The sequence below is a fragment of the Aeromonas sp. SrichE-2G genome (genome assembly GCF_017939565.1).
GTDB classification, from domain to species: Bacteria; Pseudomonadota; Gammaproteobacteria; order Enterobacterales; family Aeromonadaceae; genus Aeromonas; species Aeromonas taiwanensis.
In genome coordinates this window covers 20297-42212 of record NZ_JAGKRG010000006.1, presented here as the reverse complement: position 1 = coordinate 42212, position 21916 = coordinate 20297, and the positions used below count along the sequence as shown (strand labels likewise).

The following is a 21916-nucleotide window of genomic DNA, read 5'->3' as shown; positions in this document are numbered from 1 at the left end:
TTTTTTTATGGTTTGCTCAGGCTTCGATTCAGAGGCTGGGCAGGGTCCCGGCCGGGATCAGGTCGTTGTAGCTGGCACGGCCCAGCAGCGCGGCCGCCGCCTCGATGTCCGGCGCGAAATACCTGTCCTTGTCGTAGAAGCTGACCTCTTCACGCAGACGGCCCTTGGCCAGCTCGATGAGCTCGGTAGAACGCAGGGGCGCGCGGAAGTCGAGCCCCTGGGCCGCCGCCAGCAGCTCGACTGCCAGGATACCGCGGGTGTTCTCCGCCATGTCCGCCAGACGGCGACCGGCGAAGGTGGCCATGGAGACGTGGTCCTCCTGGTTCGCCGAGGTGGGCAGGCTGTCCACCGAGGCCGGGTGGGCCAGGGTCTTGTTCTCGGAGGCGAGCGCCGCCGAGGTAACCTGGGCGATCATGAAGCCGGAGTTCACGCCACCGTTGTTGACCAGGAAGGCCGGCAGACCGGACATGCGCGAGTCGATGAGCAGCGCCATGCGACGCTCTGACAGGGAACCGATCTCGGCGATGGCCAGCGCCAGGTTGTCGGCGGCGAAGGCCACGGGTTCTGCGTGGAAGTTACCGCCGGAGATGATCTCTTCATCATCGGCAAACACCAGCGGGTTGTCGGAGACCGCGTTGGCCTCGCACACCAGCACCTCGGCCGCCTGACGGATCTGGGTCAGACAGGCACCCATCACCTGGGGCTGGCAGCGCAGGGAGTAGGGATCCTGCACCTTCTCGCAGTTGTGGTGGGACATGCCGATCTCGCTGCCATCCACCAGCAGGTGACGGTAGCAGGCGGCCGCATCGATCTGGCCACGCTGGCCGCGCACCTCGTGAATGCGGGCATCGAACGGACGGCGGCTGCCGAGGGCCGCCTCCACGCTCATGGCACCGATTGTGATGGCACCGGCGTAGAGGTCTTCGGCGTGGAACAGCCCTTCCAGCGCGAAGGCGGTGCTCGCCTGGGTGCCGTTGAGCAGGGCCAGCCCCTCTTTCGGCGCCAGGGAGATGGCCTCCAGGCCTGCAATCTTCAGGGCAGTGGCGGCGTCGATCAGCTCACCCTTGTGGCGCGCCTTGCCTTCCCCGATGAGCAGGCAGCTCATGTGGGCCAGCGGCGCCAGGTCGCCGGAGGCGCCGACGGAGCCCTTCTTCGGCACCACGGGATAGACCTCGGCGTTGATGAGGCGCATCAGGGCCTCCAGCACCACCAGGCGGATGCCGGAGAAGCCGCGGGCCAGGGAGTTCAGTTTCAGCACCATCATCAGGCGCACGGTGGCGTCATCCATGTACTCGCCGATGCCGGCGGCATGGGAGAGCACGATGGAGCGCTGCAGCTCGTCCAGCTGCTCCACCGGAATGCGGGTGTTGGCCAGGAGGCCAAAGCCGGTGTTGATGCCGTACACCACGCGATTCTGCTCGATCACCTTGGTGACCACGGCGGCGGAGGCGTGGATCCCCGGCAGAGCGGACGGATCCAGGCTGACGTGTACCGGCTCGCGGCTAACGCGGCGCAGGGTGTTGAGGCAGAGCTTGCCCGGTTGCAGATTGAGTTCAAACATCTTATTTCACCCCTTTACCGGCTGCGTGCAGCATCGGCAGATCCAGTTTCGCCTCGTGGGCGCAGTTGATGGCAATCTCGTAGCCCGCGTCCGCATGACGCATCACGCCGGTGGCCGGGTCGTTGCGCAGCACGCGGCCGACCCGCTTGGCGGCGTCGTCGCTGCCGTCACAGACGATGACCACGCCGGAGTGCTGGGAGAAGCCCATGCCGACACCGCCACCGTGGTGCAGGGAGACCCAGGTCGCGCCGCCTGCGGTGTTGAGCAGGGCGTTGAGCAGCGGCCAGTCGGAGACGGCATCGGAGCCATCCATCATGGATTCGGTTTCACGGTTCGGGCTCGCCACCGAACCGGAGTCCAGGTGGTCGCGACCGATGACGACCGGCGCCTTCAGCTCGCCGTTCTTGACCATCTCGTTGAAGGCCAGACCGAGGCGCACCCGATCCTTGACCCCGACCCAGCAGATACGCGCCGGCAGGCCCTGGAAGGCGATGCGCTCACGGGCCATGTCGAGCCAGTTGTGCAGGTGGGGATCGTCCGGGATCAGCTCTTTGACCTTCTGGTCGGTCTTGTAGATGTCTTCCGGATCGCCGGAGAGCGCGACCCAGCGGAACGGACCTATCCCTTCGCAGAACAGCGGACGGATGTAGGCCGGGACGAAGCCGGGGAAGTCGAAGGCATTCTTGACCCCCTCTTCCAGCGCCATCTGGCGGATGTTGTTGCCGTAGTCCAGGGTCGCTGCGCCGCGGGCCTGCAGGGTCAGCATGGCTTCAACCTGACGGGCCATGGAGCGGCGGGCGGCGACATTGACCTCTTCCGGCGCGCTCTTCTGCAGATCGCGCCACTGGGCCACGCTCCAGCCCTGGGGCAGGTAGCCGTGTACCGGGTCATGGGCGGAGGTCTGGTCGGTCACCACGTCCGGGGTGATGCCGCGGGCCACCAGCTCGGCGAAGACGTCGGCGGCGTTGCCGAGCAGGCCGACGGAGACGGCGGTGCCGCTCTGTTTGGCTTCCTCGACCATGGCCAGCGCCTCATCCAGGCTGTAGGCCTTCTTGTCGACGTAGCGGGTCTTGAGGCGGAAGTCGATGCGGGTCTCGTCACACTCCACGGCGATCATGGAGAAGCCGGCCATGGTGGCGGCCAGGGGCTGGGCGCCGCCCATGCCGCCGAGGCCCCCGGTCAGGATCCAGCGGCCCTTGGGCTCGCCGTTGAAGTGCTGGTTCGCCACGGCGAAGAAGGTCTCGTAGGTGCCCTGGACGATGCCCTGGGTACCGATGTAGATCCAGGAGCCGGCGGTCATCTGGCCGTACATCATCAGGCCCTTCTTATCGAGCTCGTTGAAGTGCTCCCAGTTGGCCCAGTGCGGCACCAGGTTGGAGTTGGCAATCAGCACGCGCGGCGCGTCCTTGTGGGTCTGGAACACGCCGACCGGCTTGCCGGATTGCACCAGCAGGGTCTGATCATCCTCGAGACGGGTCAGTACCTCGACGATCTTGTCGTAGCACTCCCAGTTGCGGGCGGCGCGACCGATACCGCCGTACACCACCAGGGACTGGGGATGCTCGGCCACTTCCGGATCCAGGTTGTTCATCAGCATCCGCAGGGGCGCCTCGGTGAGCCAGCTCTTGGCAGTCAGCTGGGTACCGTGGGGAGCACGGATGATCCGGCTCGGATCGTGGCGGGGATCCTGGTGTTGTACAGACATAGACACTCCTTGTTTATCGATACGGTCAGGCGGCGCGGTGCGCCGCTACTTGGTCAACTGGTGGACCAGGCGCGCGGCCACTCGGGCACTGCGGTTGTCCTGATCCAGGTTCGGGTTGTACTCGGCCAGATCGGCGAGCCTGAGCTTGCCGCTGGCCCGGATATGGGCGATCAGGGGTTCGATGACGGCCAGCTCCACGCCGCGGGCGGCGGGAGCGCTCACCCCCGGCATCACGGCGGCGGGCAGCACGTCCAGATCGATGGTGAGATAGAGGTGGTCACAGCGGGCAATGAAGGCATCCAGCCCCGCCAGCAGCACCGGCAGATCGGCCTGGGTCATGGCGTCATCCAGCATGTGCCACACCCCCAGCGCCTCGGCGCGGGCAAACAGCGCGGCGGTGTTGGCGGTCTCGGCCACCCCGAGGCAGGCGTAATGGAACGCCGTGCCCTGGGCCGCGCACTGTTCGGCGATCTGGTAGAAGGGGGTACCGGAACTCGCCTGCTCCTGCTTCATGCGCAGATCGAAGTGAGCGTCGAAGTTGATGATTCCGACCTTGCCACGGCCAGCGTTCTGTTGCAGAAGGTGGCGGTTGAGGCCGCTCCAGCTGCCGAAAGCCACCTCGTGGCCGCCCCCCAGCACCAGCGGGAACTGGCCCTGTTCGAGGGCAGCGGCGACCCGCTCGGCCAGCCGGCCGTGGGCGGCATCGAGATCCCCGTCCTCGCAGCGCACGTCGCCGCCGTCATAGACGGGCTGGTCCAGGTGCCAGGCGCTGTTGGCGAGCAGCTTGCGCACCGCCAGCGGTGCACCGGCGGCACCGACACGCCCCTTGTTGCGGCGCACCCCTTCGTCACAGGCGAAGCCGAGCAGTACCACGCCGGGTTCACCCCGTCCCTGCCAGGGTTGCACCTTGTCGTGCCAGCGCAGGGCCAGGGCGCCGTCTTCCGGATCCTGGCGACCCTGCCAGACCGACATGTCGACCGGGTTGAACTTATCCATGGAGCGTCTCCTCGCCGTTGAGTACCCGGCTCACCAGCTGATCGACGCCGATGAGGTAGCTGAGTTCGGCCGGATGGCCGCAATTCCAGATGAGAAAATCGGCCTGCATGCCCACTCTCAGCTGCCCCAGGCGCTCCTGCTCGCCGAGCGCCCGGGCGGCGTGGCGGGTCACCCCGGCCATGGCCTCCACCGGGGTCAGGCCGAACAGGGTGCAGGCCATGTTCATGGCCATGCGCAGGGAGACGATGGGGGCCGTACCCGGGTTGATGTCGGAGGAGACCGCCATGGGCACACCGGCACGGCGCAGGGCCTCCACCGGTGGCAGCTTGGTCTCTTTCAGGAAGTAGAAGGCGGTGGGCAGCAGGGTAGCGACCACCCCGCGATGGGCCAGCGCCTGGATGCCGTCCTGATCCAGGTATTCCAGATGGTCCACCGAGAGGGCGCCGAAGTTGGCGGCCAGCGTGCTGCCTCCCAGGTTGGAGAGCTGATCCATGTGCCCCTTCACCGCGAGATCGTACTGGGCCGCCGCCAGATAGACCTGCTCGGTCTGGGCCAGGGAGAAACCGATGTGCTCGCAGAAGACGTCTACCGCATCGGCCAGCCCTTCTTCGGCCGCTGCCGGGATGATCTCCTGGCAGATGGTCTCGACCCAGGAGTCGGGATCGTCCCGATACTCCGGCGGCACCGCATGGGCCGCCAGCAGGGTGGTCCTGACCCGGATGGGCAGGGCGTCGCCCAGACGGCGGGCGACCCGCAGCATCTTGAGCTCGTCCGCCAGAGTCAGTCCGTAGCCGGACTTGATCTCCACCGTGGTGACCCCTTCCCGGATCAGGGACTTGATCCGCGGCAGGGCCAGATCGTAGAGCTGATCCTCGCTGGCTGCTCGGGTGGCCCTCACCGTGGAGAGGATGCCACCCCCCTTGCGGGCGATCTCCGCATAGGGCACGCCTTTCTGGCGCAGCTCGAACTCTTCGGCTCGGCTGCCCGCGAAGATGAGGTGGGTATGGCAGTCGATGAGGCCGGGGGTCACCAGCCTGCCCTTCATGTCGCGCCAGTGGGCGGGATAGGGCCCCTTGAGATCCTGCATGGGGACCATGGCGTGGATCCGCCCCTCTTTCACGCCGAAGGCGTGGGGCTCCAGCAGACCGTAGTCCGCCAGATCGGAGCGCAGGGTGGCGGGTGTCACGTTGAGCCAGACCCGCTCGCAGTTCAACAGTTCCTTGTTCATACCGACCTCTAAATGTATATACAATAATTTATAGCCGATCTCTGATGAGAAAGAAAGGATCAAGTTCACATCTTGATAACAGCGGCTTCATTAGAGTTTAAACACAAAAAAGCCCACCGAGGGGTGGGCTTTTAAAGGCTTAATTTGTATATACAATCATGCGAGGCGCGTCTTGGAGCTCAGCTTGTAGCGGGAGCCCGGCGAGAGCAGCCTGGCATAGGAGACCAGGTAGCCATCCGACCAGGTGCGCCGGTGCAGCAGCAGGCAGGGGGTATCGACCCGTACCTGCAACAATCCGGCTTCCCCTGCGCTCGGCAGCACGGCCTCCACCACGTGTTCCATCTCGGAGAGGGGGCAGACTTCCATCAGATAGCTGTTCGGCGTCTGCTGGGTGAAGTCCTGCTCGCCGTAGTCCGGCAGGCGCTCCGCATCGACGAAGCGCTCCTCCAGCTGCAGCGGCTCCCCGTCGGCCTGGTGGACGATGAGGCTGTGAAAGGTGGGCGCACCCACCCGCAGGCCCAGACGCACCGCTACCTTCTCGTCGGCGGCCTGGCGTTGCAGGCGGATCACGCGTGCACTGTACTGGCTGCCACGCTCGGCGATTTCGTCGGCGATGTTGCGAATGGCCAGCAGCGGCGACTCGGTGCGCCTGTCGGCCACGAAGCTGCCGGATCCGGCGGTACGCACCAGCCAGCCCTCGGCCACCAGTTCACGCAGCGCCTTGTTGACCGTCATCCGGCTCACGGCAAACTGCTCGCACAGGGCTGCCTCGGTCGGGATCCTGTCGCCCGCCTGGTAGTGGCGTTCGCGGATCCCGTCCAGGATGTGCTGCTTTATCTGCAGGTAGAGTGCGGGGGCCACCTAGGCGCCTCAGCGACGGCGGTGGGGCGGACGCATGTCCGGCCAGGCGCGGTAGACGTCCGGGATCTGGTCCGGACCGCTGATGCAGAGATCGAGATCGTGCAGCAGGCCGTCCTTGATGCCATAGATCCAGCCGTGCACCGCCAGCTCCTGCCCCTTGCGCCAGGCATTCTGGATGATGGTGGTGTGGCAGACATTGGCTACCTGCTCGGCCACGTTCAGCTCGCACAGGTAGTCGAAGCGCTCGTGCTCGTCTTCGATGGCCTCAAGCTCTTCGCCGTACTTGAAGTAGACGTCCTTGATGTTGCGCAGCCAGTTGTCGATGAGGCCCAGCTCCTGGTTCTGCATCGCCGCCTTGACGCCGCCGCAGCCATAGTGGCCGCAGACGATGATGTGCTTCACCTTGAGCACTTCCACCGCGTATTGCAGCACGGAGAGGCAGTTGAAATCGGTGTGCACCACCAGGTTGGCGACGTTGCGGTGGACGAAGACATCCCCCGGCAGCAGCCCCATCAGCTGGTTGGCGGGCACCCGGCTGTCGGAGCAGCCGATCCAGAGATACTCGGGGGCCTGCTGGGCGGACAGGGTAGCGAAGAAATTGGGATCCTCGGCCTTGATCCGTTCCGCCCACTCGCGGTTATTGGTAAACAGGTCGTTCAACAGTTTCACTTCTGCTCTCCCTACTGTGGCAGTGGCGGCAACATACCATACACAAGGGTAACCAAGGCAAGGCCGACCAGCACCCCGTGAAACAAAAACAGGGCCATCAGGCCCTGCTTAATCTCGGCGGAAGCCCTCAGGCATCCATCGCGTCTTTCAGCTTCTTCAGCGCGTTTTTCTCGAGCTGGCGGACCCGCTCCGCGGAGACGCCGTAGTTGTCGGCCAGCTCCTGCAGGGTGGTCTTGCTCTCTTCATCCAGCCAGCGGGCACGGATGATGTGCTGGCTGCGCTCGTCCAGAGTGGCCATGGCCGCGCTCAGACGGCGGGTGGCGTGGCTGTCCCAGTTGTCGTTCTCGATGGTGGCGGCGAGATCAGAAGACTTGTCTTCCAGATAGTGCACAGGTGCGAAGCCACCCTCGTCTTCATCGTCACCGACCAGATCGAAGGCCTGATCGTAATTGCTCATGCGCGCTTCCATCTCGGTGACGTCCGCGGCGGAAACCCCGAGATCGGCGGCCACGGCCTGCACCTCTTCGTGGTTCAGCCAGCCCAGACGCTTCTTGGACTTGCGCAGGTTGAAGAACAGCTTGCGCTGGGCCTTGGTGGTCGCCACCTTGACCATGCGCCAGTTGCGCAGCACGTATTCGTGGATCTCGGCCTTGATCCAGTGCACGGCGAAGGAGACCAGGCGCACCCCGACACTCGGGTCGAAGCGCTTGACCGCCTTCATCAGGCCGATGTTGCCTTCCTGCACCAGATCGGCCTGAGGCAGGCCATAGCCGGAGTAGCTCTTGGCCACGTGAACGACAAAACGCAGATGTGACATGACCAGCTGGCGGGCAGCCTCGAGATCACCGTCCTGCTGCAAACGCATCGCCAGTTCGCGCTCTTCCTCTGCGCTCAGCACAGGGATCGAGTTGACGGCCTGGATATAGCCTTCCAGACTACCTTGCGGAATCAGAGCCATAGTGCGCTGCAATGAAGTTCCCATGTTCTACCTCTTACTTTTCAATCGAATCAGTCTAACACCCTGAGAAGACGTGTCTACCGACCAGGTATCATTCTGCGGGCTGCATCATACATAACCCCAGCATGAACCCGGCCTATCTTAGGCTGACGGCATGAATCATAAATGAACAATCAAAAAAAAGGGGTCACAGTGAAGGACCCCCGAAAAGTAGCATGCTAAGTCCATTGTTGCGGAGCTCGCAACCTTCACATGCTTGCCAAGTCAGACGAGCAAGGCATAGGGGCCATACCCGTATAAATTTGTCGAACTAGTAGACCGCTAACAAATTGGAAGGTTCCCAAGACTCGGAGAAGCGCCTGATGATTCAGGTACAATTCAGATTACCCCGAGAAAGTGGGCCTTGCCAGAAACGGGCCACTCTTTTACTTGATCCAGTTCTCAAAATCCAGTGCTTTGCACTGCTGGTAAATTCATCAGGAAGGTTCGATGTCGCGAATATGCCTGTGGACCGAAAACCAGGAGGCGATCAACCCCAGCAAGGCCCCGAGCAGTATGAGGTTGAAGCCGTCGAACGCCCCCATCCCCACCAGCCGGAAGTTGCTGTTGTAAAGTCCCGCCAGCTCCTTCACCACCCCCTCGCTCCAGATCACCATCACCTCGGTCAGCCACCAGGCCAGCATGCCGCCGATGACACCGAACCAGATGCCGGTATAGAGGAAGGGACGATGAATGAAGGCATCGGTCGCCCCCACCAGCTTGAGCACCTCGATCTCGGAGCGCTGGTTCAGGATATTCAGGCGCAAGGTGTTACCGACGATCAAGAGCACGGCGGAGAGCAGCAGGACGGCGATCCCCGTGATGGTGTGGCGCAGCAGGTTCATGATCCCCTGCAGCCGCGTCAGCCACTGCAGGTCCAGCTTGCCCTGCTCGATGCCGGGTTCATTCTCCAGCTTGGCGAGCAGCTCGGCGGCCCCTTCCGGGCTCTGCCAGCGCGGATCCGGGATCACGCTCAGTACCGGTGGCAGCGGGTTGCTGTCGAGGTAATCCAGGGCATCGCCGAAGCCGGAGATCTCGCGAAACTCCTTGAGCGCCTCGTCCCGGTTCATGTAGGTAACGGACTCCACCTCGGGGTAGAGCAGGATCCGCTGCTTCATGTCGAGGATGCTCTGCTCCGGCAGATCCTTGCGCAGATAGAGGGAGATCTGGGAACTGGTCTGCCAGCTCCCCTCCACCACCTCGGCGTTCTTCAGCAGCACGTGGAAGCAGGAGGGCAGCGCCAGACTCACCCCCAGCACCGCCAGGGTCATCAGGGAGGCGAGCGGATTGCGCCACAGCTCTCCCAGGCTGGCAAAGGCCTGACGCACGTGATCCACGCCATACATCATCAGGCGACGCAGCGGCGGCTGTTTATGACGAACAATAGCCATCAGAGTTCCTCCCCGGACGAGTACATGCGCCCTGCCTTGAGGGTCAGGGTGCGATAGCGCATGCGGGCAATCAGCCCCAGATCATGGGTGGCGATCAGCACGGAGACGCCGAAGCGGTTGAACTCCTCGAACAGGCGCATGATGTCCATGGAGAGCTGGGGATCCAGGTTGCCGGTCGGTTCATCCGCCAGCAAGAGTGGCGGCTTGTTGACGATGGCGCGGGCGATGCCGACCCGCTGTTGCTCCCCCCCGGAGAGCATGCGCGGCTGGTAACGCTCCTTGCCGAGCAGGCCCACCTTGTCGAGCGCCGCAGCCACCCGCTTGTTGATGTCGGCGTGGCTGTAGCCGTCGATGACCAGGGGCAGGGCCACGTTGTCGAACACGGTTCTGTCCATCAACAGGCGGTGATCCTGGAAGATCATGCCGATCTGGCGACGAACGTAGGGGATCTGGCTGCGCTGGATGTGGCTGACGTCATCGCCGTGGAAGAAGACGCGACCGTCGGTCGGGCGCTCCATCACGCTGATGAGCTTGAGCAGGGTGCTCTTGCCCGCCCCCGAGTGGCCGGTCAGGAAGGCCATCTCCCCCTTGCGCAGGTGAAAACTGACCTTCTGCAGCGCCTGGTGGCCACCGCTGTATACCTTGCTGACCTTGTCAAAACGAATCATAACGGTTCCCTGACAGTGACAAACCCCGATCGGTATCGAGGGGGATCATACCCTGAGAGTGACAAGCCCCGACCTGAGTCGGGGCTGGGACACTGGCTCATCGCGGCTGAGCTGGCGCATCGCGGCCAGACTCATTCATCGCGACTGAACAACGCCTCGATAAAGTCGTTGGCCACGAACGGACGCAGATCGTCGATCCCCTCGCCCACCCCGATGTAGCGGATCGGGATCTGGAACTTGTCGGCCACCGCGAAGATGACGCCCCCCTTGGCGGTCCCATCCAGCTTGGTGAGGGTGATGCCGGTCAGGCCCACCGCCTCGCTGAACAGCTTGGCCTGGCTCAGGGCGTTCTGGCCGGTGCCCGCATCCAGGGTCAGCATGATCTCGTGCGGCGCTTCCTCGTCGAGCTTCTTCATCACCCGCACCACCTTCTTGAGCTCCTCCATCAGGTTGCTCTTGTTCTGCAGGCGGCCGGCGGTGTCGGCGATCAGCACGTCGGCGCCGCGTGAGCGGGCAGCCTCGATGGCATCAAAGATGACGGAGGCGGAGTCGGCGCCGGTGTGCTGGGCGATCACCGGAATGTTGTTGCGCTGACCCCACACCTGCAGCTGCTCGACGGCGGCGGCGCGGAAGGTGTCGCCGGCGGCCAGCATCACGCTCTTGCCCTCGGCCTGGAACTGTTTGGCCAGCTTGCCGATGGTGGTGGTCTTGCCGACGCCGTTCACACCGACCATCAGGATCACATAGGGCTTCTTGCTGGTGTCGATGACCAGGGGCTGCTCCACCTTGGCCAGCATGGCACCCATGTCCTGCTTGAGCAGGCCGTAGAGCGCCTCGGCGTCCTTGAGTTGCTTGCGATCCGCGTGCTGCACCAGACCCTCGATGATGCGGCTGGTGGTATCCACGCCGAGATCCGCGGTCAGCAGCTGGGTCTCCAGCTCCTCGAACAGATCGTCATCGATCTTCTTGCCACGGAACAGGCCGAAGAAACCGGAACCGATGTTCTCCTTGGTGCGTACTAGGCTGCGCTTGAGACGGGCAAAGAAGCCCTCCCGCTGCGGCTTGTCCTGGGTGTCGTCCTCCACGGCGGCGGCCAGCGGCAGGGCAGCCAGGGCGGCGGCCTCCGCCTCCATCTCGGCGACCAGGCGCAGATCTTCCGCGCGCTGGGCCTCTTTAGCGAGACGGGCTTCCTCGGCTGCCTGAGCTTCGGCAGCAATACGCGCCTCTTCCGCAGCGCGAGCCTCGGCGGCAACACGGGCCTCTTCCGCGGCCTGAGCGGCGGCGGCAACACGGGCTTCTTCCGCGGCCTGAGCCTCGGCGGCAAGGCGAGCCTCTTCAGCGGCGCGAGCCTCGGCGGCAAGGCGAGCCTTTTCAGCGGCGCGGGCTTCGGCGGCAAAGCGAGCCTCTTCCGCAGCCTGAGCCTCGGCAGCAAGGCGGGCCTCTTCTGCGGCGCGAGCCTCGGCGGCAACACGGGCCTCTTCCGCAGCGCGAGCCTCGGCGGCAACACGGGCCTCTTCCGCGGCCTGAGCCTCGGCGGCAACACGGGCCTCTTCCTCGGCCAGCAGGGCGTCATTGACGATCACCGGCTCCAGCTCGGACGCACACTCCTCGACCACTACGGGGCCATGGTCATCCAGCTCGGCGGAGGGGGCGCACTCCTCTTGCACACCAGCATTCTGTGCGCTGGCCGGCGTCTCGACAGCCTCGGGCTGCGCGGTATCGGAAACGGGGGCAGGGCTGGTCGCGACCTCGGGACCTGGCTCGGGGGTGGCTTGGGGTGTCTGTGGTTGGACGGCCTCAGCCTCTTCTTTCTTGCGGCCGAAACCCAGCCAGGAAAACAAACCTTTTGCCATCTAAAAATACTCACATCAAAGGCTGACTGCTAAGATAGCCGTCCCTCGGCGGGTCGGCATAAAAATGAACCGCCTTATACTATCACTTTATTTTCTGACGACGAAACGCGATGCCCAGAGTGAAATCCAGCCGTAGCAGCCCGAGCAAGAGCCCGGCCCCCCAGGGGCGAGCGGGCGTGGTAAGAATCATCAGCGGCCAGTGGAAGGGTCGCAAACTGCCGGTCAGGGATGTGGAAGGTCTCAGACCCACCACGGATCGCGTCAAGGAAACCATCTTCAACTGGCTGGCGCCCCATGTGCGCGGTGCCCGCTGCCTCGATCTGTTTGCCGGCAGCGGCGGCCTGGGACTGGAGGCGCTGTCCCGTTACGCCGAGCAGGTGACCCTGATCGAGATGGACAAGGGCGCCGCCGACCAGATCAGGAAGAATCTGGCCGTGCTCGGCAGCAGCCAGGGCCAGGTGATCCAGGCCGATGCGGTGAGCTGGCTGCAAGGCCCGGTCACCCCCTTCGATCTGGTGTTCCTGGATCCGCCGTTTCGCCGCGAGCTGCTGCCCCAGGTGTGCGACCTGCTGGAGCAGCGCGGCTGGCTGGCGCCAGACGCCCTCATCTATCTGGAGCGGGAAAAGGAGATGGCCGATCTGGCCCTGCCCGCCAGCTGGCAATTACTCAAGGACAAGCAGGCCGGTCAGGTCTGCTATCAGCTCTATCTGCGGGACACCAGGAATGACGCTGAAGTTTAAAGGGGGGAGATGGGCGCAGTGCCCCTCCCCGTCAATCTGGACAACGAATCAAGGACAGGCAGGTCGATCACATCAGGTCTGCCATCAACTCTATGTACGGGAGGTAGGTGATGAAGCGGGTGTTTAATCTGTTGGCGATGGGGGTATTGCTGTTCTTCTGGTTCGGCGTGGCGCTCGCCCTGCTGGGCACCCTGCCCGGCAAGCTCAACGGCTTCCTGCCGGTCTGCGGCGTCATCGTGATACTGATGCACTGGGTACAGGCGAGCATGATCAAGGCGGCCTGTAAACCCTACTTCGCGGTCACGCGCCTGGAGTTCACCCAGGTGTTGATCTTCGGCGTGTTCGGCATGATGGAGATCCGCGCCAAGCTGCAGGCCATCATAGACGCCAGACAGAAGGGCGAGAACCCGCCCAGGGTCGACTAGCGTCGAACCGCCATGCCCGACCAGAAGGAGTGATGCGTCACTCCTTCGTTGTTTTTCCGAGGCTGATCCCGAGCCTGATGGAGAGCACGGCGAGCAGCAACAGCATGGCGATGAGGGAGAAGAAGTTGCTGCCAAGCTCGGGGTACTGCACCTTGATCAGGGCAGAGTGGCCGAACGCGCCGATGAAGAAACAGAGCAGGATGCAGCTGGGGGTATTGCCCACCATGGGCTCCTGGCGGTAGTACTGATAGAGCTGGCTGGCCGCCAGCAGCAAGGCGATCAGGGGGAAGAAGGAGAAAGGCACCACGGATTCAGTCACCACCGCGAGAAAAGCATCACCGCAGATGCCTATCAACAGGGCCAGTAACAGGGGCTTCTTCGGGATCGGGGTCGGTTCGTGCATGGGGCTGTCCATCCTTGCGTTAAGAGAGTGATTCGCGACGCTTGCGGTTCTGTACCTCGGCGCCCATAGCGATCATCCGCAGCTGGCTGATAGTGCGCTCCGACAGGGCCCGGCACTCTTCACTGGTCATGTCGAGGGCATCGGCGCCGGCACTGAAGACGATGGTCACCATGGCCTCGGCCTGGATGTAGGCCTCTTCCCGTGGCGCCTCCGTGGTGGCCTCCAGATAGTCGGTCAGCTCGGCGATGAAGTGCTGGATCTCCCGGGCCACCGCCTGGCGGAACGCCGCCGAGGTGCCGGAGCGCTCGCGCAGCAGCAAGCGGAAGATGTTCGGGTTGTTTTCGACAAATTCCATGAAGGTCTGCACCGAGGTGCTGATGACGCTGCCGCCACCGGCGATGCGCTGGCGCGCCTGGCGCATCAGCTGACGCAGGGTCAGGCCACCCTCGTCCACCAGGGTCAGCCCCAGCTCCTCCATGTCGCGGAAGTGACGATAGAAGGAGGTCGGCGCTATGCCCGCCTCCCTGGCCACTTCCCGCAGGCTGAGGTTGGAGAAGCTGCGGTTGGCACAGAGTTGACTGAACGCCGCCTCGATCAGCGTACGCCGGGTCTTTTCTTTTTGTTGCGCGCGAATACCCACGAAAACTGTCACCTTGAGATGAGCGAGGCCAGATGATAACCCGAAGGGAGGGGCGGGATCAGGTTTGTCTCCGACTTTTTTACCATTGACCCGCATTCCGGCTCAATGGAGAATAGTGAACAGCTGTTCGCTGAAAGGAACCGAGTGAGATGGAACGCCCCCCGATCATCATGACCAACACCCTGCTGTTTGCCCTCTCCGGGCTGACCGCACTGATCGCCGTGCCCTGGTACGGCATGACCCATGGCTATGACCTCTGGCAGTGGGGCAGCTTCCTGCTGCTGTTCTGCTATTGCGGCATCTCCATCACCGCCGGCTACCACAGGCTCTGGTCCCACAAGGCCTACAAGGCGCACCCCGCCCTGCAATGGATCTTCGCCATCGGCGGGGCCCTCGCCCTGCAAAACTCGGCGCTGCACTGGTCGTCCGATCACCGTCGCCACCATCGCCACGTGGACGACAACCACAAGGATCCCTACAGCGCGGGCCGCGGATTCTGGTTCTCCCACATCGGCTGGATGCTGCGGGAATACCAGCGCGACACCTATCACGACTACACCAATGTGCGGGATCTGCAGAACAACCCCATCGTCGCCTTCCAGCACAGGCACTATCTGGCGCTGACCCTCTGCACCAACATCGGCATTCCGCTGGTACTGGGGCTCGTCCACGGGGATCTGCTCGGCATGCTGCTGCTGGCGGGAGTGCTGCGCATGGTGATGACCCACCACACCACCTTCTTTATCAACTCCCTGGCCCACATCTGGGGCAGCCAGCCCTTCACCGATCGCAACAGCGCCCGGGACAACGGCATCCTGGCCTTCTTCACCTTCGGCGAGGGGTACCACAACTTCCACCACCTGTTCGAGAACGACTATCGCAACGGCATTCACTGGTGGCAGTTCGATCCCACCAAGTGGCTCATTCGCAGCGCCGCCTGGTGCGGTCTGGCGAAGGACCTGAGATCCTGCCCGGAGGAGCGCATCGAGCAGGCCAGGCTGGAGATGCAGCTCAAGCGCGCCCAGGCAAGGCTGCACAGGGGAGAGGACAGGGAGCGGTGGCAGGCCCTGCTGCAAGAGGAGTACGACAAGCTGAGCCTGCAGATACAGCACTACTACGCCAGTCGCAAGTCCCTGCTGGAGCAGCGCAAGCGCACGGCCATGGCACGCTACGACAGGCTCAAATTGCAACTGGAGTATCGCACGCTGCGCGATGGCTTCCTCGCCAGCAAACGCAACTGGAGCCGCCTCCTGGCCGGCATTGCCTGACGTCGGAACGCCTTGCCGACAAGACCGCCTCCGGGCGGTCTTTTCATTGGTCCCGGCTGGAAGCGGGCATAAAAAAATGGGGCGACATTCGCATGTCACCCCCTCGCAAATAGCATGTTCCATATTGGGATCCGGCAACGACGGGGAGCCGTTGTGCCTCACGGGTTTCCGCTCCCGATCCGCGCTGCCAGCCGAAGCAATCCGGCCAGCCCATTTCCCCTGCTGCTTTCGCCCACACGGCAGACCAGCCGCCGTGTTTGTCCTTGCAACCGAAATACTACGCAGTTCAGTAAAATAAAAAACCGCTTTATCCGGCCCGCCATGGAGACCGGGTGGCGATCGCATCGCCAGCCTCAAGAGATAAACCGATTAAAAACAATACGATAAAATCCCAACCTGGTTTTGGATGGCAAACGTTATCCTCGAAGGCGCACAAGGCTTTGCGAGATCTCGCACAAGCCCTGCGCCCCTCACAGCCAGCGGTGCAACGGTAACCAATCGCTCAATTGCGCCAGCAGCCGCCGCCATGCAGAGGGGGACGCCGCCACCGGGTGAACGGCCTGCTGCAACCAGCCATCGATGAGTTGCTGCAACTCGTCGCACAGCACCGGGCACCTGAGGTGCAGCATCAGCTCGGTGTTGAGCATCAGGGAGCGGGGGTCCAGGTTGAAGCTGCCGAGCAGCGCCTCCTCCCGCCCCATCAGGATCAGCTTGGCGTGCAGGCTGACCTCCTCCCCCACCAGCTCGAACAGCCCTATCCCCTGGCGTTCGAGCCAGGGGCGGTGACGCCGATAGGCGCCATACACCAGGGGGACGTCCGTGCTGGCCAGGGAGTTGGTCAGGATCTCGATGCCGACCCCCGCCCTGCGCTGCCCCCTGAGCTGGCGGCGCAGGCTCCGGGTCAGGATCAGGTAAGGGCTCACCAACCTGAGGTCCCCCAGATTGCCGGCCAGCTTGCGACCCAGCAGAGGCGCCGTGGCGGGCCGGGAGACCAGCCCCTTGCCGGGCCGGTCAAACCAGCACTCCCCCCGCCCGGGGTGCCAGCGCAGGGAGACAGGTTCGTCGTCGAACAGGCTGGCGGGCAGATCGTAGACGGCAGCCACCGCGGGCTCGGTCAGGGTCAGCAGGAAGTCGTTCAGCACCGTGACCTCGGCGGGCGACAAGGCGCGCCGCAACAGGCGCCGCACGGGATGGCTCCAGCGGCTGTACCAGAACAGGTCGAATCCCTGCTCGGCCTGCTGGCAGAGCGGGCCCCGGCAGAGCAGATCCAGATCGATGAAATGGGGGGGTGGCCCGAGATCGAAGTAGCGGTCGCCGATGTTGCGCCCCCCGATCACCGCCTGGCAGCCGTCCACCAGCAGCAGCTTGTTGTGCATACGGTGGTTGATGCGCCGAAAGCTCAGCAGACCCTCCAGCAGCAGGGTCAGGGGGCGCCAACCCCTCAGCCAGAACGGGTTGAACAGGCGCACCTCGATGCCGGGCTCTGCCGCCACTGCTTCCAGGAAGCGGTTGTCGCCCCCATAGAGATCGTCGATGAGCAGCCGGATCCGGACCCCGCGCCTCGCCGCCCGGATCAACTCGGCCAGCAGCAGCTTGCCGCTGCCGTCTTCCTCCCAGCTGTAGTACTGGGCCAGGATCCGGTGGCGGGCGTGGCGGATCAGCTGGCAACGGGCCTTGAGGCCGTCACCGGGGTTATCCAGCAGGGCGAAGTCGGCGGTGAGCAAGGGTCATCTCCCTGTCATCTGGTCGTGGCATAACCCAGACAACCGCCCCGATCGCCACGTGTCAAGGAGCCGATGATGGAACTGCGCGACCACCCCTCTCTCAGCCAGGGCCCCCAGGCCAGCCAGCCGGACCCGACCCCCGCCAGGCTGCTGATGCCTTGGTACCTGCAACACCAGGATCTGGGTTGGGACCCCCTCCCCCCGCTTCACGGGGATCGCCTTCCCGGGCGGCACTGAGCGTTCAGGGTTGCACCGCCTCGATGGCCTCCGACTTGCCCTCCAGCTGGGGCAGGCTGAAGCGGTAGCCCACGTAGTATTTGTAGATGGTACCGACGTAGTTGATGGGCCCCTGGCCCACCTCGTTGGCCACCAGCTGCTCCACGTTGCCGAACCAGACGTTGGGATCCAGCCCCCGCTCCCCGGCCTTGGCCTGCAGGGCCTTCACCCGGTTCGGGCCCGCGTTGTAGGCGGCCAGCGCAAACAGGTGGCGGTTGACCCTGTCCATCCCGGGGTCGTTGAAGTAGGTATCGAGAATGAGCCGCATGTAGCGGCAGGCCGCCTCCACATTCCCCTCCAGGCTGGTGAGCCTGGCGCCGCGGATCCCCACCTCGCCCCCGGTGCTCGGCAGCAGCTGCATGATGCCAACTGCCCCCCGGTGGGAGCGGACATTGGGGTTGAGCCCCGACTCCTTGTAGGCCAGGGCCGCCAGCATCAGCCAGTCCAGCCCGTACTTGTCGGCCTGGGTTTCCAGCACCTTGCGGATGGTCGACAGGCGGCCCAGGGGATCCGGCGCCAGTATGTTGCTCATCTGGTCGCTCTGGGCCAGCAGGCGGCGCAGGGTCATGTCGCTGTAGAGGGTGCGCTTGCTCGACTCCGAAATATAGGCGTTCACCGCCTTGAGCAGCTCCGGGCTGTTGTTGCGCAGGGCCCAGGCGCTGCGCCCCTGATCCCGCAGCGGGATCAACCTGTGGGCCTTGAGCCCCCCTATCATGTCGAGCCAGATCCGCCCCTTGAAGCTGTCGGTGACCGTCAGCGGGATGATGCCGGCCGCCACCATCTCCAGCAGGTCCCCGTCCTGCAGGTACTCGGGTACCGTCTCTATGTAGACGGGGGGCAGCCCCAGCTCGCGAAACAGCCAGTTTAGCTGGCGCAGGCTCTCGTAATAGCTGGAACTGGCCCGCACCCAGATCCGCCGGCCGGAGAGCTGGGTGATGCGGTTGAAGGCAGGCAGATCCCGCTGGCTCACCACCCACTCCTCGATGGGGGAGATGAGCGGCTGGGAGAAGGTCACCTGCTCGCGCCGGGTCGGCGTCACCGTCAGGTTGGCCGCCACCAGATCCCCGCGCCCCTCGGTGAGGTAGTCCAGCAACTTGTCCTGGCGTACCGGGATGTAGATGATTTTGAGCTTGAGTTTATCTTTGGCCAGATAGGTCCGGTTCAACCAGCGTTCGAACCCCTGCAGCTGATTGACCAGTATGCCGTACTGGGCCCCCTTGTCGAAGAAGAAGAAGCCCCGCTCATAGACCACCAGGGCCCTGAGTTCCTTCTTCTCCAGGATGTGATCGAGATCCCCGGCCTGGGACAGGAGCTTGGGTTTGACATCCGGGACACGTGAAGGCGTTGCGCCAGACAGAGGCATGGGATCCGCCGCCAGCAGGGGGAGAGAGCAGAGGGCCAGCAGGGCCCAGATCCATCGCCGTATCATGATCCAGCCACCTCATCGTGGGCCGACTCGCGTCGGGGGAAGCGTCAGCAGAACGACGTCTGTGGCGCCTGCGCCTCATGGCAGGGGCCATGGCGGTGCGGGCGCGCGTCCGCCCATCGGCTCGTTCCGCTCTGGCACCGGGAACGTCCGCGGGATAACTCACTATACAACGGGGAAGGCTATTGGAGGGGCAATACGGCAGGCGAGCCTGCCGTTTCATCACGAACTCAGAGCGAGCGGGCACGCATCTCGAAGATCAGTTTCTCGGCGGTGCAGGTAAATTGCAGGCGGGCCTTCAGGATCACACCGTGGGCACCCTGGCTCAGCTCGCTGCTGCTCTTCGCCTCGGCAGTCACCTGCCGGGCCAGCGCCTCATAGGCCGCAAGCTTGGCGCGGGCATCGGCCTCTTCCGCCGCCTCGATCACCAGCTCCATCACGTCATCACCCTCGCCGATGATGGTCCCGATCTCGGCGAAGCAGCCGCAGCTGTCACAGGTCTCGTTCAATTCCACTTTCTCGTCTACAGACATATGTTTACTCCTACTTATTCCGGATATTGCCATCGTCACGCAAGGCGTTACGAAAATCTCTGATGGCGGCGCCCAGGTCCTCACCGGCGCCGGCCAGGCGTTTGCTGCCAAACACCACCACCACGACGACGAGCAGGATCAGCAGATGCCAGATATGGATTCCACCCAGCCCCATAGGGATACTCCTGACAGATTAGATACCCTGAGGTTGTATCAAAAGAAAGCGCCTCGATTGTTGGGCAAAATCAAGGCAGGTGCAAGTTGGCGGGAAAATCGCTCAGATGCGGACGTTAGAGGCAAAAAAATACGGCGACCTGGAGTCGCCGTATGAATCAGTGCTACTTGTCCCCTCAACCGCTACATCCTGTACCAGCCGCCACCAAGGCGAGAGACGGATTGAGCATAGGATCGCCAAGATATGAAAACAAATGGTATAAATTCATCTAAGAATTGAAGAGGATTCATATCATGTTGCTGGAACAGTTGGGGCGCATAGACCTCAATCTTTTGATTATCCTGCAAGTCTTGCTGGAAGAGCGCAATGGCAGCCGGGCCGCCCGCCGCCTTCACCTGAGTCAGTCTGCCGTCAGCAAGGCCCTCGGCCGTCTGCGGGAAACCTTCGATGATCCCCTGTTCGTCCGCTCCGCCTACGGGATGGACCCCACCCCCCGCGCCCTGGATCTCCAGCAGCAGTTGCAGCCCATACTGCTCTCCCTGGACAACCTGATCCAGCCGCCGGATTTCGATCCGGCCAGCACGGAGCGGGAGTTCGTCATCGCCAGCATGGACAGCGCCTTCACCCTGTTCGCGCCCCTCTACCTGAGCGAGCTCAAGCGCCAGGCTCCCGGCATCCGGCTGCGTTACGAGGAGTGGACCGAGCACAGCCTGACCGAGATGAGTCAGGGTCAGGTGGACATCGCCTTCACGGTGCGGGAGAACTGCATCAACTCGGACTTCCGGCTCGACACCCTGCCCAACGCCATCTGCCAGCGGCTGCTCACCATCGACGATCTCACCTGCCTGGTGCAGCGGGATCACCCGGCCCTGCGCGAGCCCGGCTGGGATCTCGCCCGCTACCTCGCCTACCCCCATGTGCAGACCTACTGCGAGGGGCGGGATCGCTGGATGCTCGATCACAAGCTGGCGGAGCTGGATCTCTACCGCCGGATCGAGGCGACCGTGCCCTCCTTCGAGGCGGCCCTGCGCATGGGCATGCATTCGGACATGATAGTGACCCTCTCCCGGCTCTATGCCCGTCATGCCACCCAGGTCTACCCCCTGGTGCCACTGCCGCTGCCCATCGCCCTGGACAGCATCTCCCACCTGCTCATCTGGCATCAGCGCCACGAGGAGGATCCGGGGCACCGCTGGCTGCGGGAGACCCTGCTCACCCTCATCATGGGCAAGCTGGAGTCCCCCACCAGCGCGGTGGACACCGCCGCCTGACGCGCAAAAAAACGGGGCTGTTTCAGCCCCGCTTCGTCAGTTCTGGTTCGTCACCGCCAGATAGTGGTGCACGCCGTCCAGCAGCATCTGCACCGAGATCATCACCAGCAGCATGCCCATCAGCCGCTCCACCGCGGTGAGTCCTCGCTCACCCAGCAGCTTGTTGAACAGCTCGTAGAACATCAGGATCACGGCGCTGGCCCCCCAGGCCATCAGCAGGGCCAGGGACCAGTCCACCATCCGGGTCGGCTCCTGGTTCGCCAGCAGCAGCAGGGAGGCCAGGATGGAGGGGCCCGCAATCATGGGGATGGCCATGGGCACCAGGAAGGGTTCCTCCCCCGCCGCCAGCCCGGTCACGCCGCCCGGACTCGGGAAGATCATCTTGATGGCGATAAGGAAGAGGATGATGCCGCCAGCGATGCTGACCGCCTCCTGGCGCAGGTTGAGGAAGCTCAGGATCTGCTGACCGGCGAACAGGAAGCCCATCATGATGACCAGAGAGAACAGCAGCTCGCGGATCATCACCTTGCGCCGCCGCTTGGGATCGACATGGCGAAGGATCGAAAGGAAGACCGGCAGGTTCCCCAGGGGATCCATGATCAGAAACAGCATGACGGCAGCGGAAAAAGTGTCCATACAACGCCCAGGCAGAGCCTTTCAACAAGAGGGGAAAAGAGGGCGAAATATAACAAAGGTGGCGGGATTCGGCGAGCACCCAGGTGTGCCCGCCGCCAGGGATCACCCGTGGTTGCAGATCTTGTCGGCGCGGGTCTGGAACCCTTCGTCAGATTCGATGAACTTGCCGCGCTGGGCCAGGAAGGCGATCAGGGCCTCGGCATCCATCTCGCTCGCGCTGCAAGTATGGAAACGGGCATCGACGCCAAAGTGCGTCTCGATCGCCTGCTTCAGGCTGGCCCGGGTAAATTGCCCTCCCTGCGCCAGCATCATCTCCATCACTTCGTGGCCGTGTATCGACTGGGACATCTCAAACCTCGTTAATCATCATGTCAGATGCCAATTAAAACCAAAAGTCCGCGGCATGATCTTGATATAAGCCAACAAAGCGCCCTTTTTTGCGCCACCGGGGTGATCGTATTCACCGCTTT

General features: G+C 63.6%; 23 protein-coding genes. 5 read left to right on the top strand and 18 right to left on the bottom strand.

Going from position 1 to position 21916, the window contains the following annotated elements; genetic code table 11:
- Nucleotides 1-28: 28 nt before the first annotated feature.
- From hutH to ftsY, 10 genes are all read right to left on the bottom strand, one after another.
- The gene (gene hutH / locus J9885_RS10050; protein WP_210549244.1) at nucleotides 29-1561 is read right to left on the bottom strand and encodes a histidine ammonia-lyase; all 1533 of its coding nucleotides are present in this window, start codon (nucleotides 1559-1561) and stop codon (nucleotides 29-31) included.
- A gap of 1 nt (nucleotide 1562) precedes the next feature.
- Nucleotides 1563-3266 (bottom strand): urocanate hydratase, encoded by a 1704-nt coding sequence (gene hutU, locus J9885_RS10045; protein WP_210549242.1) that lies wholly within the window; start codon nucleotides 3264-3266, stop codon nucleotides 1563-1565.
- Nucleotides 3267-3311: 45 nt separating this feature from the next.
- Complete coding sequence (gene hutG, locus J9885_RS10040; protein ID WP_210549240.1) at nucleotides 3312-4262, bottom strand: formimidoylglutamase; 951 nt, start codon at nucleotides 4260-4262, stop codon at nucleotides 3312-3314.
- A complete protein-coding gene (gene hutI / locus J9885_RS10035) occupies nucleotides 4255-5490 on the bottom strand; it encodes an imidazolonepropionase (protein WP_210549238.1) in 1236 nt (411 codons plus the stop codon). Before hutI ends, hutG begins: the two co-directional genes overlap by 8 nt.
- A 156-nt stretch (nucleotides 5491-5646) precedes the next feature.
- Nucleotides 5647-6351: a histidine utilization repressor gene (gene hutC, locus J9885_RS10030; RefSeq protein ID WP_043756830.1), complete on the bottom strand. Its 705-nt coding sequence runs from the start codon at nucleotides 6349-6351 to the stop codon at nucleotides 5647-5649.
- 9 nt (nucleotides 6352-6360) lie between these two features.
- Complete coding sequence (gene can, locus J9885_RS10025; protein WP_042076162.1) at nucleotides 6361-7020, bottom strand: carbonate dehydratase; 660 nt, start codon at nucleotides 7018-7020, stop codon at nucleotides 6361-6363.
- A 127-nt stretch (nucleotides 7021-7147) separates the two neighbouring features.
- On the bottom strand, nucleotides 7148-8002 hold the full coding sequence (gene rpoH, locus J9885_RS10020) for an RNA polymerase sigma factor RpoH (protein ID WP_043756826.1): 855 nt from the start codon (nucleotides 8000-8002) through the stop codon (nucleotides 7148-7150).
- A gap of 452 nt (nucleotides 8003-8454) precedes the next feature.
- Nucleotides 8455-9408, bottom strand: coding sequence for a permease-like cell division protein FtsX (ftsX, locus tag J9885_RS10015; RefSeq protein WP_210549236.1), 954 nt, complete (start codon nucleotides 9406-9408; stop codon nucleotides 8455-8457).
- Nucleotides 9408-10076, bottom strand: a complete 669-nt coding sequence (gene ftsE / locus J9885_RS10010) for a cell division ATP-binding protein FtsE (RefSeq protein WP_042076158.1) — start codon at nucleotides 10074-10076, stop codon at nucleotides 9408-9410. The genes ftsX and ftsE overlap by 1 nt, the downstream gene beginning before the upstream one ends.
- Before the next feature lie 131 nt (nucleotides 10077-10207).
- The gene (gene ftsY / locus J9885_RS10005) at nucleotides 10208-11929 is read right to left on the bottom strand and encodes a signal recognition particle-docking protein FtsY (RefSeq protein WP_210549233.1); all 1722 of its coding nucleotides are present in this window, start codon (nucleotides 11927-11929) and stop codon (nucleotides 10208-10210) included.
- Nucleotides 11930-12039: 110 nt separating this feature from the next.
- Between ftsY and rsmD the strand changes: the two genes are divergently transcribed.
- Both rsmD and J9885_RS09995 read left to right on the top strand, forming a co-directional pair.
- Entirely contained in the window at nucleotides 12040-12669 is a 630-nt protein-coding gene (gene rsmD / locus J9885_RS10000; RefSeq protein ID WP_210549231.1) for a 16S rRNA (guanine(966)-N(2))-methyltransferase RsmD, read from the top strand.
- Nucleotides 12670-12779: 110 nt separating this feature from the next.
- Nucleotides 12780-13094: a DUF1145 domain-containing protein gene (locus tag J9885_RS09995; protein WP_043756809.1), complete on the top strand. Its 315-nt coding sequence runs from the start codon at nucleotides 12780-12782 to the stop codon at nucleotides 13092-13094.
- Nucleotides 13095-13131: 37 nt separating this feature from the next.
- On the opposite strand, the gene J9885_RS09990 is transcribed toward J9885_RS09995, so the two are convergent.
- Nucleotides 13132-13497 (bottom strand): YijD family membrane protein, encoded by a 366-nt coding sequence (locus J9885_RS09990; RefSeq protein ID WP_134697068.1) that lies wholly within the window; start codon nucleotides 13495-13497, stop codon nucleotides 13132-13134.
- A gap of 19 nt (nucleotides 13498-13516) precedes the next feature.
- On the bottom strand, nucleotides 13517-14137 hold the full coding sequence (gene fabR, locus J9885_RS09985) for an HTH-type transcriptional repressor FabR (RefSeq protein WP_043756803.1): 621 nt from the start codon (nucleotides 14135-14137) through the stop codon (nucleotides 13517-13519).
- A gap of 149 nt (nucleotides 14138-14286) precedes the next feature.
- On the opposite strand from fabR, the gene J9885_RS09980 reads away from it, so the two are divergent.
- The gene (locus tag J9885_RS09980) at nucleotides 14287-15405 is read left to right on the top strand and encodes a fatty acid desaturase (RefSeq protein WP_210549229.1); all 1119 of its coding nucleotides are present in this window, start codon (nucleotides 14287-14289) and stop codon (nucleotides 15403-15405) included.
- 470 nt (nucleotides 15406-15875) lie between these two features.
- Here the strand turns inward: J9885_RS09980 and J9885_RS09975 are convergent, their stop codons facing one another.
- Nucleotides 15876-17129 (bottom strand): phospholipase D family protein, encoded by a 1254-nt coding sequence (locus tag J9885_RS09975; protein WP_210549227.1) that lies wholly within the window; start codon nucleotides 17127-17129, stop codon nucleotides 15876-15878.
- Nucleotides 17130-17204: 75 nt separating this feature from the next.
- Here J9885_RS09975 and J9885_RS09970 point away from each other — a divergent pair, with 75 nt between their 5' ends.
- Nucleotides 17205-17366, top strand: a complete 162-nt coding sequence (locus J9885_RS09970; protein ID WP_167576917.1) for a hypothetical protein — start codon at nucleotides 17205-17207, stop codon at nucleotides 17364-17366.
- A gap of 4 nt (nucleotides 17367-17370) precedes the next feature.
- Here the strand turns inward: J9885_RS09970 and J9885_RS09965 are convergent, their stop codons facing one another.
- The 3 genes from J9885_RS09965 to tatA all read right to left on the bottom strand — a co-directional run bounded on the left by J9885_RS09965 (nucleotide 17371) and on the right by tatA (nucleotide 19539).
- Complete coding sequence (locus J9885_RS09965; protein WP_210549225.1) at nucleotides 17371-18834, bottom strand: lytic transglycosylase F; 1464 nt, start codon at nucleotides 18832-18834, stop codon at nucleotides 17371-17373.
- A gap of 227 nt (nucleotides 18835-19061) precedes the next feature.
- Entirely contained in the window at nucleotides 19062-19364 is a 303-nt protein-coding gene (locus J9885_RS09960) for a YfcZ/YiiS family protein (protein ID WP_043756792.1), read from the bottom strand.
- Between the two features lie 10 nt (nucleotides 19365-19374).
- Nucleotides 19375-19539, bottom strand: a complete 165-nt coding sequence (gene tatA / locus J9885_RS09955) for a twin-arginine translocase TatA/TatE family subunit (RefSeq protein WP_043756790.1) — start codon at nucleotides 19537-19539, stop codon at nucleotides 19375-19377.
- Nucleotides 19540-19832: 293 nt separating this feature from the next.
- Between tatA and J9885_RS09950 the strand changes: the two genes are divergently transcribed.
- Nucleotides 19833-20810: a LysR substrate-binding domain-containing protein gene (locus tag J9885_RS09950; protein WP_210549223.1), complete on the top strand. Its 978-nt coding sequence runs from the start codon at nucleotides 19833-19835 to the stop codon at nucleotides 20808-20810.
- A gap of 36 nt (nucleotides 20811-20846) precedes the next feature.
- Here the strand turns inward: J9885_RS09950 and J9885_RS09945 are convergent, their stop codons facing one another.
- On the bottom strand, nucleotides 20847-21446 hold the full coding sequence (locus J9885_RS09945) for a YhgN family NAAT transporter (RefSeq protein ID WP_043756783.1): 600 nt from the start codon (nucleotides 21444-21446) through the stop codon (nucleotides 20847-20849).
- A gap of 102 nt (nucleotides 21447-21548) precedes the next feature.
- Nucleotides 21549-21794: a YecH family metal-binding protein gene (locus J9885_RS09940; protein ID WP_134697063.1), complete on the bottom strand. Its 246-nt coding sequence runs from the start codon at nucleotides 21792-21794 to the stop codon at nucleotides 21549-21551.
- Nucleotides 21795-21916: the final 122 nt, after the last annotated feature.

Coding starts and splice junctions, on each gene's coding strand:
- J9885_RS09970 (WP_167576917.1), top strand. CDS start 17,205: ATGGAACTGCGCGACCACCCCTCTCTCAGCCAGGGCCCCCAGGCCAGC.
- hutI (WP_210549238.1), bottom strand. CDS start 5,490: ATGAACAAGGAACTGTTGAACTGCGAGCGGGTCTGGCTCAACGTGACA.
- J9885_RS09965 (WP_210549225.1), bottom strand. CDS start 18,834: ATGATACGGCGATGGATCTGGGCCCTGCTGGCCCTCTGCTCTCTCCCC.
- J9885_RS09990 (WP_134697068.1), bottom strand. CDS start 13,497: ATGCACGAACCGACCCCGATCCCGAAGAAGCCCCTGTTACTGGCCCTG.
- hutH (WP_210549244.1), bottom strand. CDS start 1,561: ATGTTTGAACTCAATCTGCAACCGGGCAAGCTCTGCCTCAACACCCTG.
- hutG (WP_210549240.1), bottom strand. CDS start 4,262: ATGGATAAGTTCAACCCGGTCGACATGTCGGTCTGGCAGGGTCGCCAG.
- rpoH (WP_043756826.1), bottom strand. CDS start 8,002: ATGGGAACTTCATTGCAGCGCACTATGGCTCTGATTCCGCAAGGTAGT.
- ftsY (WP_210549233.1), bottom strand. CDS start 11,929: ATGGCAAAAGGTTTGTTTTCCTGGCTGGGTTTCGGCCGCAAGAAAGAA.
- ftsE (WP_042076158.1), bottom strand. CDS start 10,076: ATGATTCGTTTTGACAAGGTCAGCAAGGTATACAGCGGTGGCCACCAG.
- rsmD (WP_210549231.1), top strand. CDS start 12,040: ATGCCCAGAGTGAAATCCAGCCGTAGCAGCCCGAGCAAGAGCCCGGCC.
- J9885_RS09945 (WP_043756783.1), bottom strand. CDS start 21,446: ATGGACACTTTTTCCGCTGCCGTCATGCTGTTTCTGATCATGGATCCC.
- J9885_RS09940 (WP_134697063.1), bottom strand. CDS start 21,794: ATGTCCCAGTCGATACACGGCCACGAAGTGATGGAGATGATGCTGGCG.
- J9885_RS09980 (WP_210549229.1), top strand. CDS start 14,287: ATGGAACGCCCCCCGATCATCATGACCAACACCCTGCTGTTTGCCCTC.
- J9885_RS09995 (WP_043756809.1), top strand. CDS start 12,780: ATGAAGCGGGTGTTTAATCTGTTGGCGATGGGGGTATTGCTGTTCTTC.
- J9885_RS09960 (WP_043756792.1), bottom strand. CDS start 19,364: ATGTCTGTAGACGAGAAAGTGGAATTGAACGAGACCTGTGACAGCTGC.
- ftsX (WP_210549236.1), bottom strand. CDS start 9,408: ATGGCTATTGTTCGTCATAAACAGCCGCCGCTGCGTCGCCTGATGATG.
- J9885_RS09950 (WP_210549223.1), top strand. CDS start 19,833: ATGTTGCTGGAACAGTTGGGGCGCATAGACCTCAATCTTTTGATTATC.
- hutU (WP_210549242.1), bottom strand. CDS start 3,266: ATGTCTGTACAACACCAGGATCCCCGCCACGATCCGAGCCGGATCATC.
- tatA (WP_043756790.1), bottom strand. CDS start 19,539: ATGGGGCTGGGTGGAATCCATATCTGGCATCTGCTGATCCTGCTCGTC.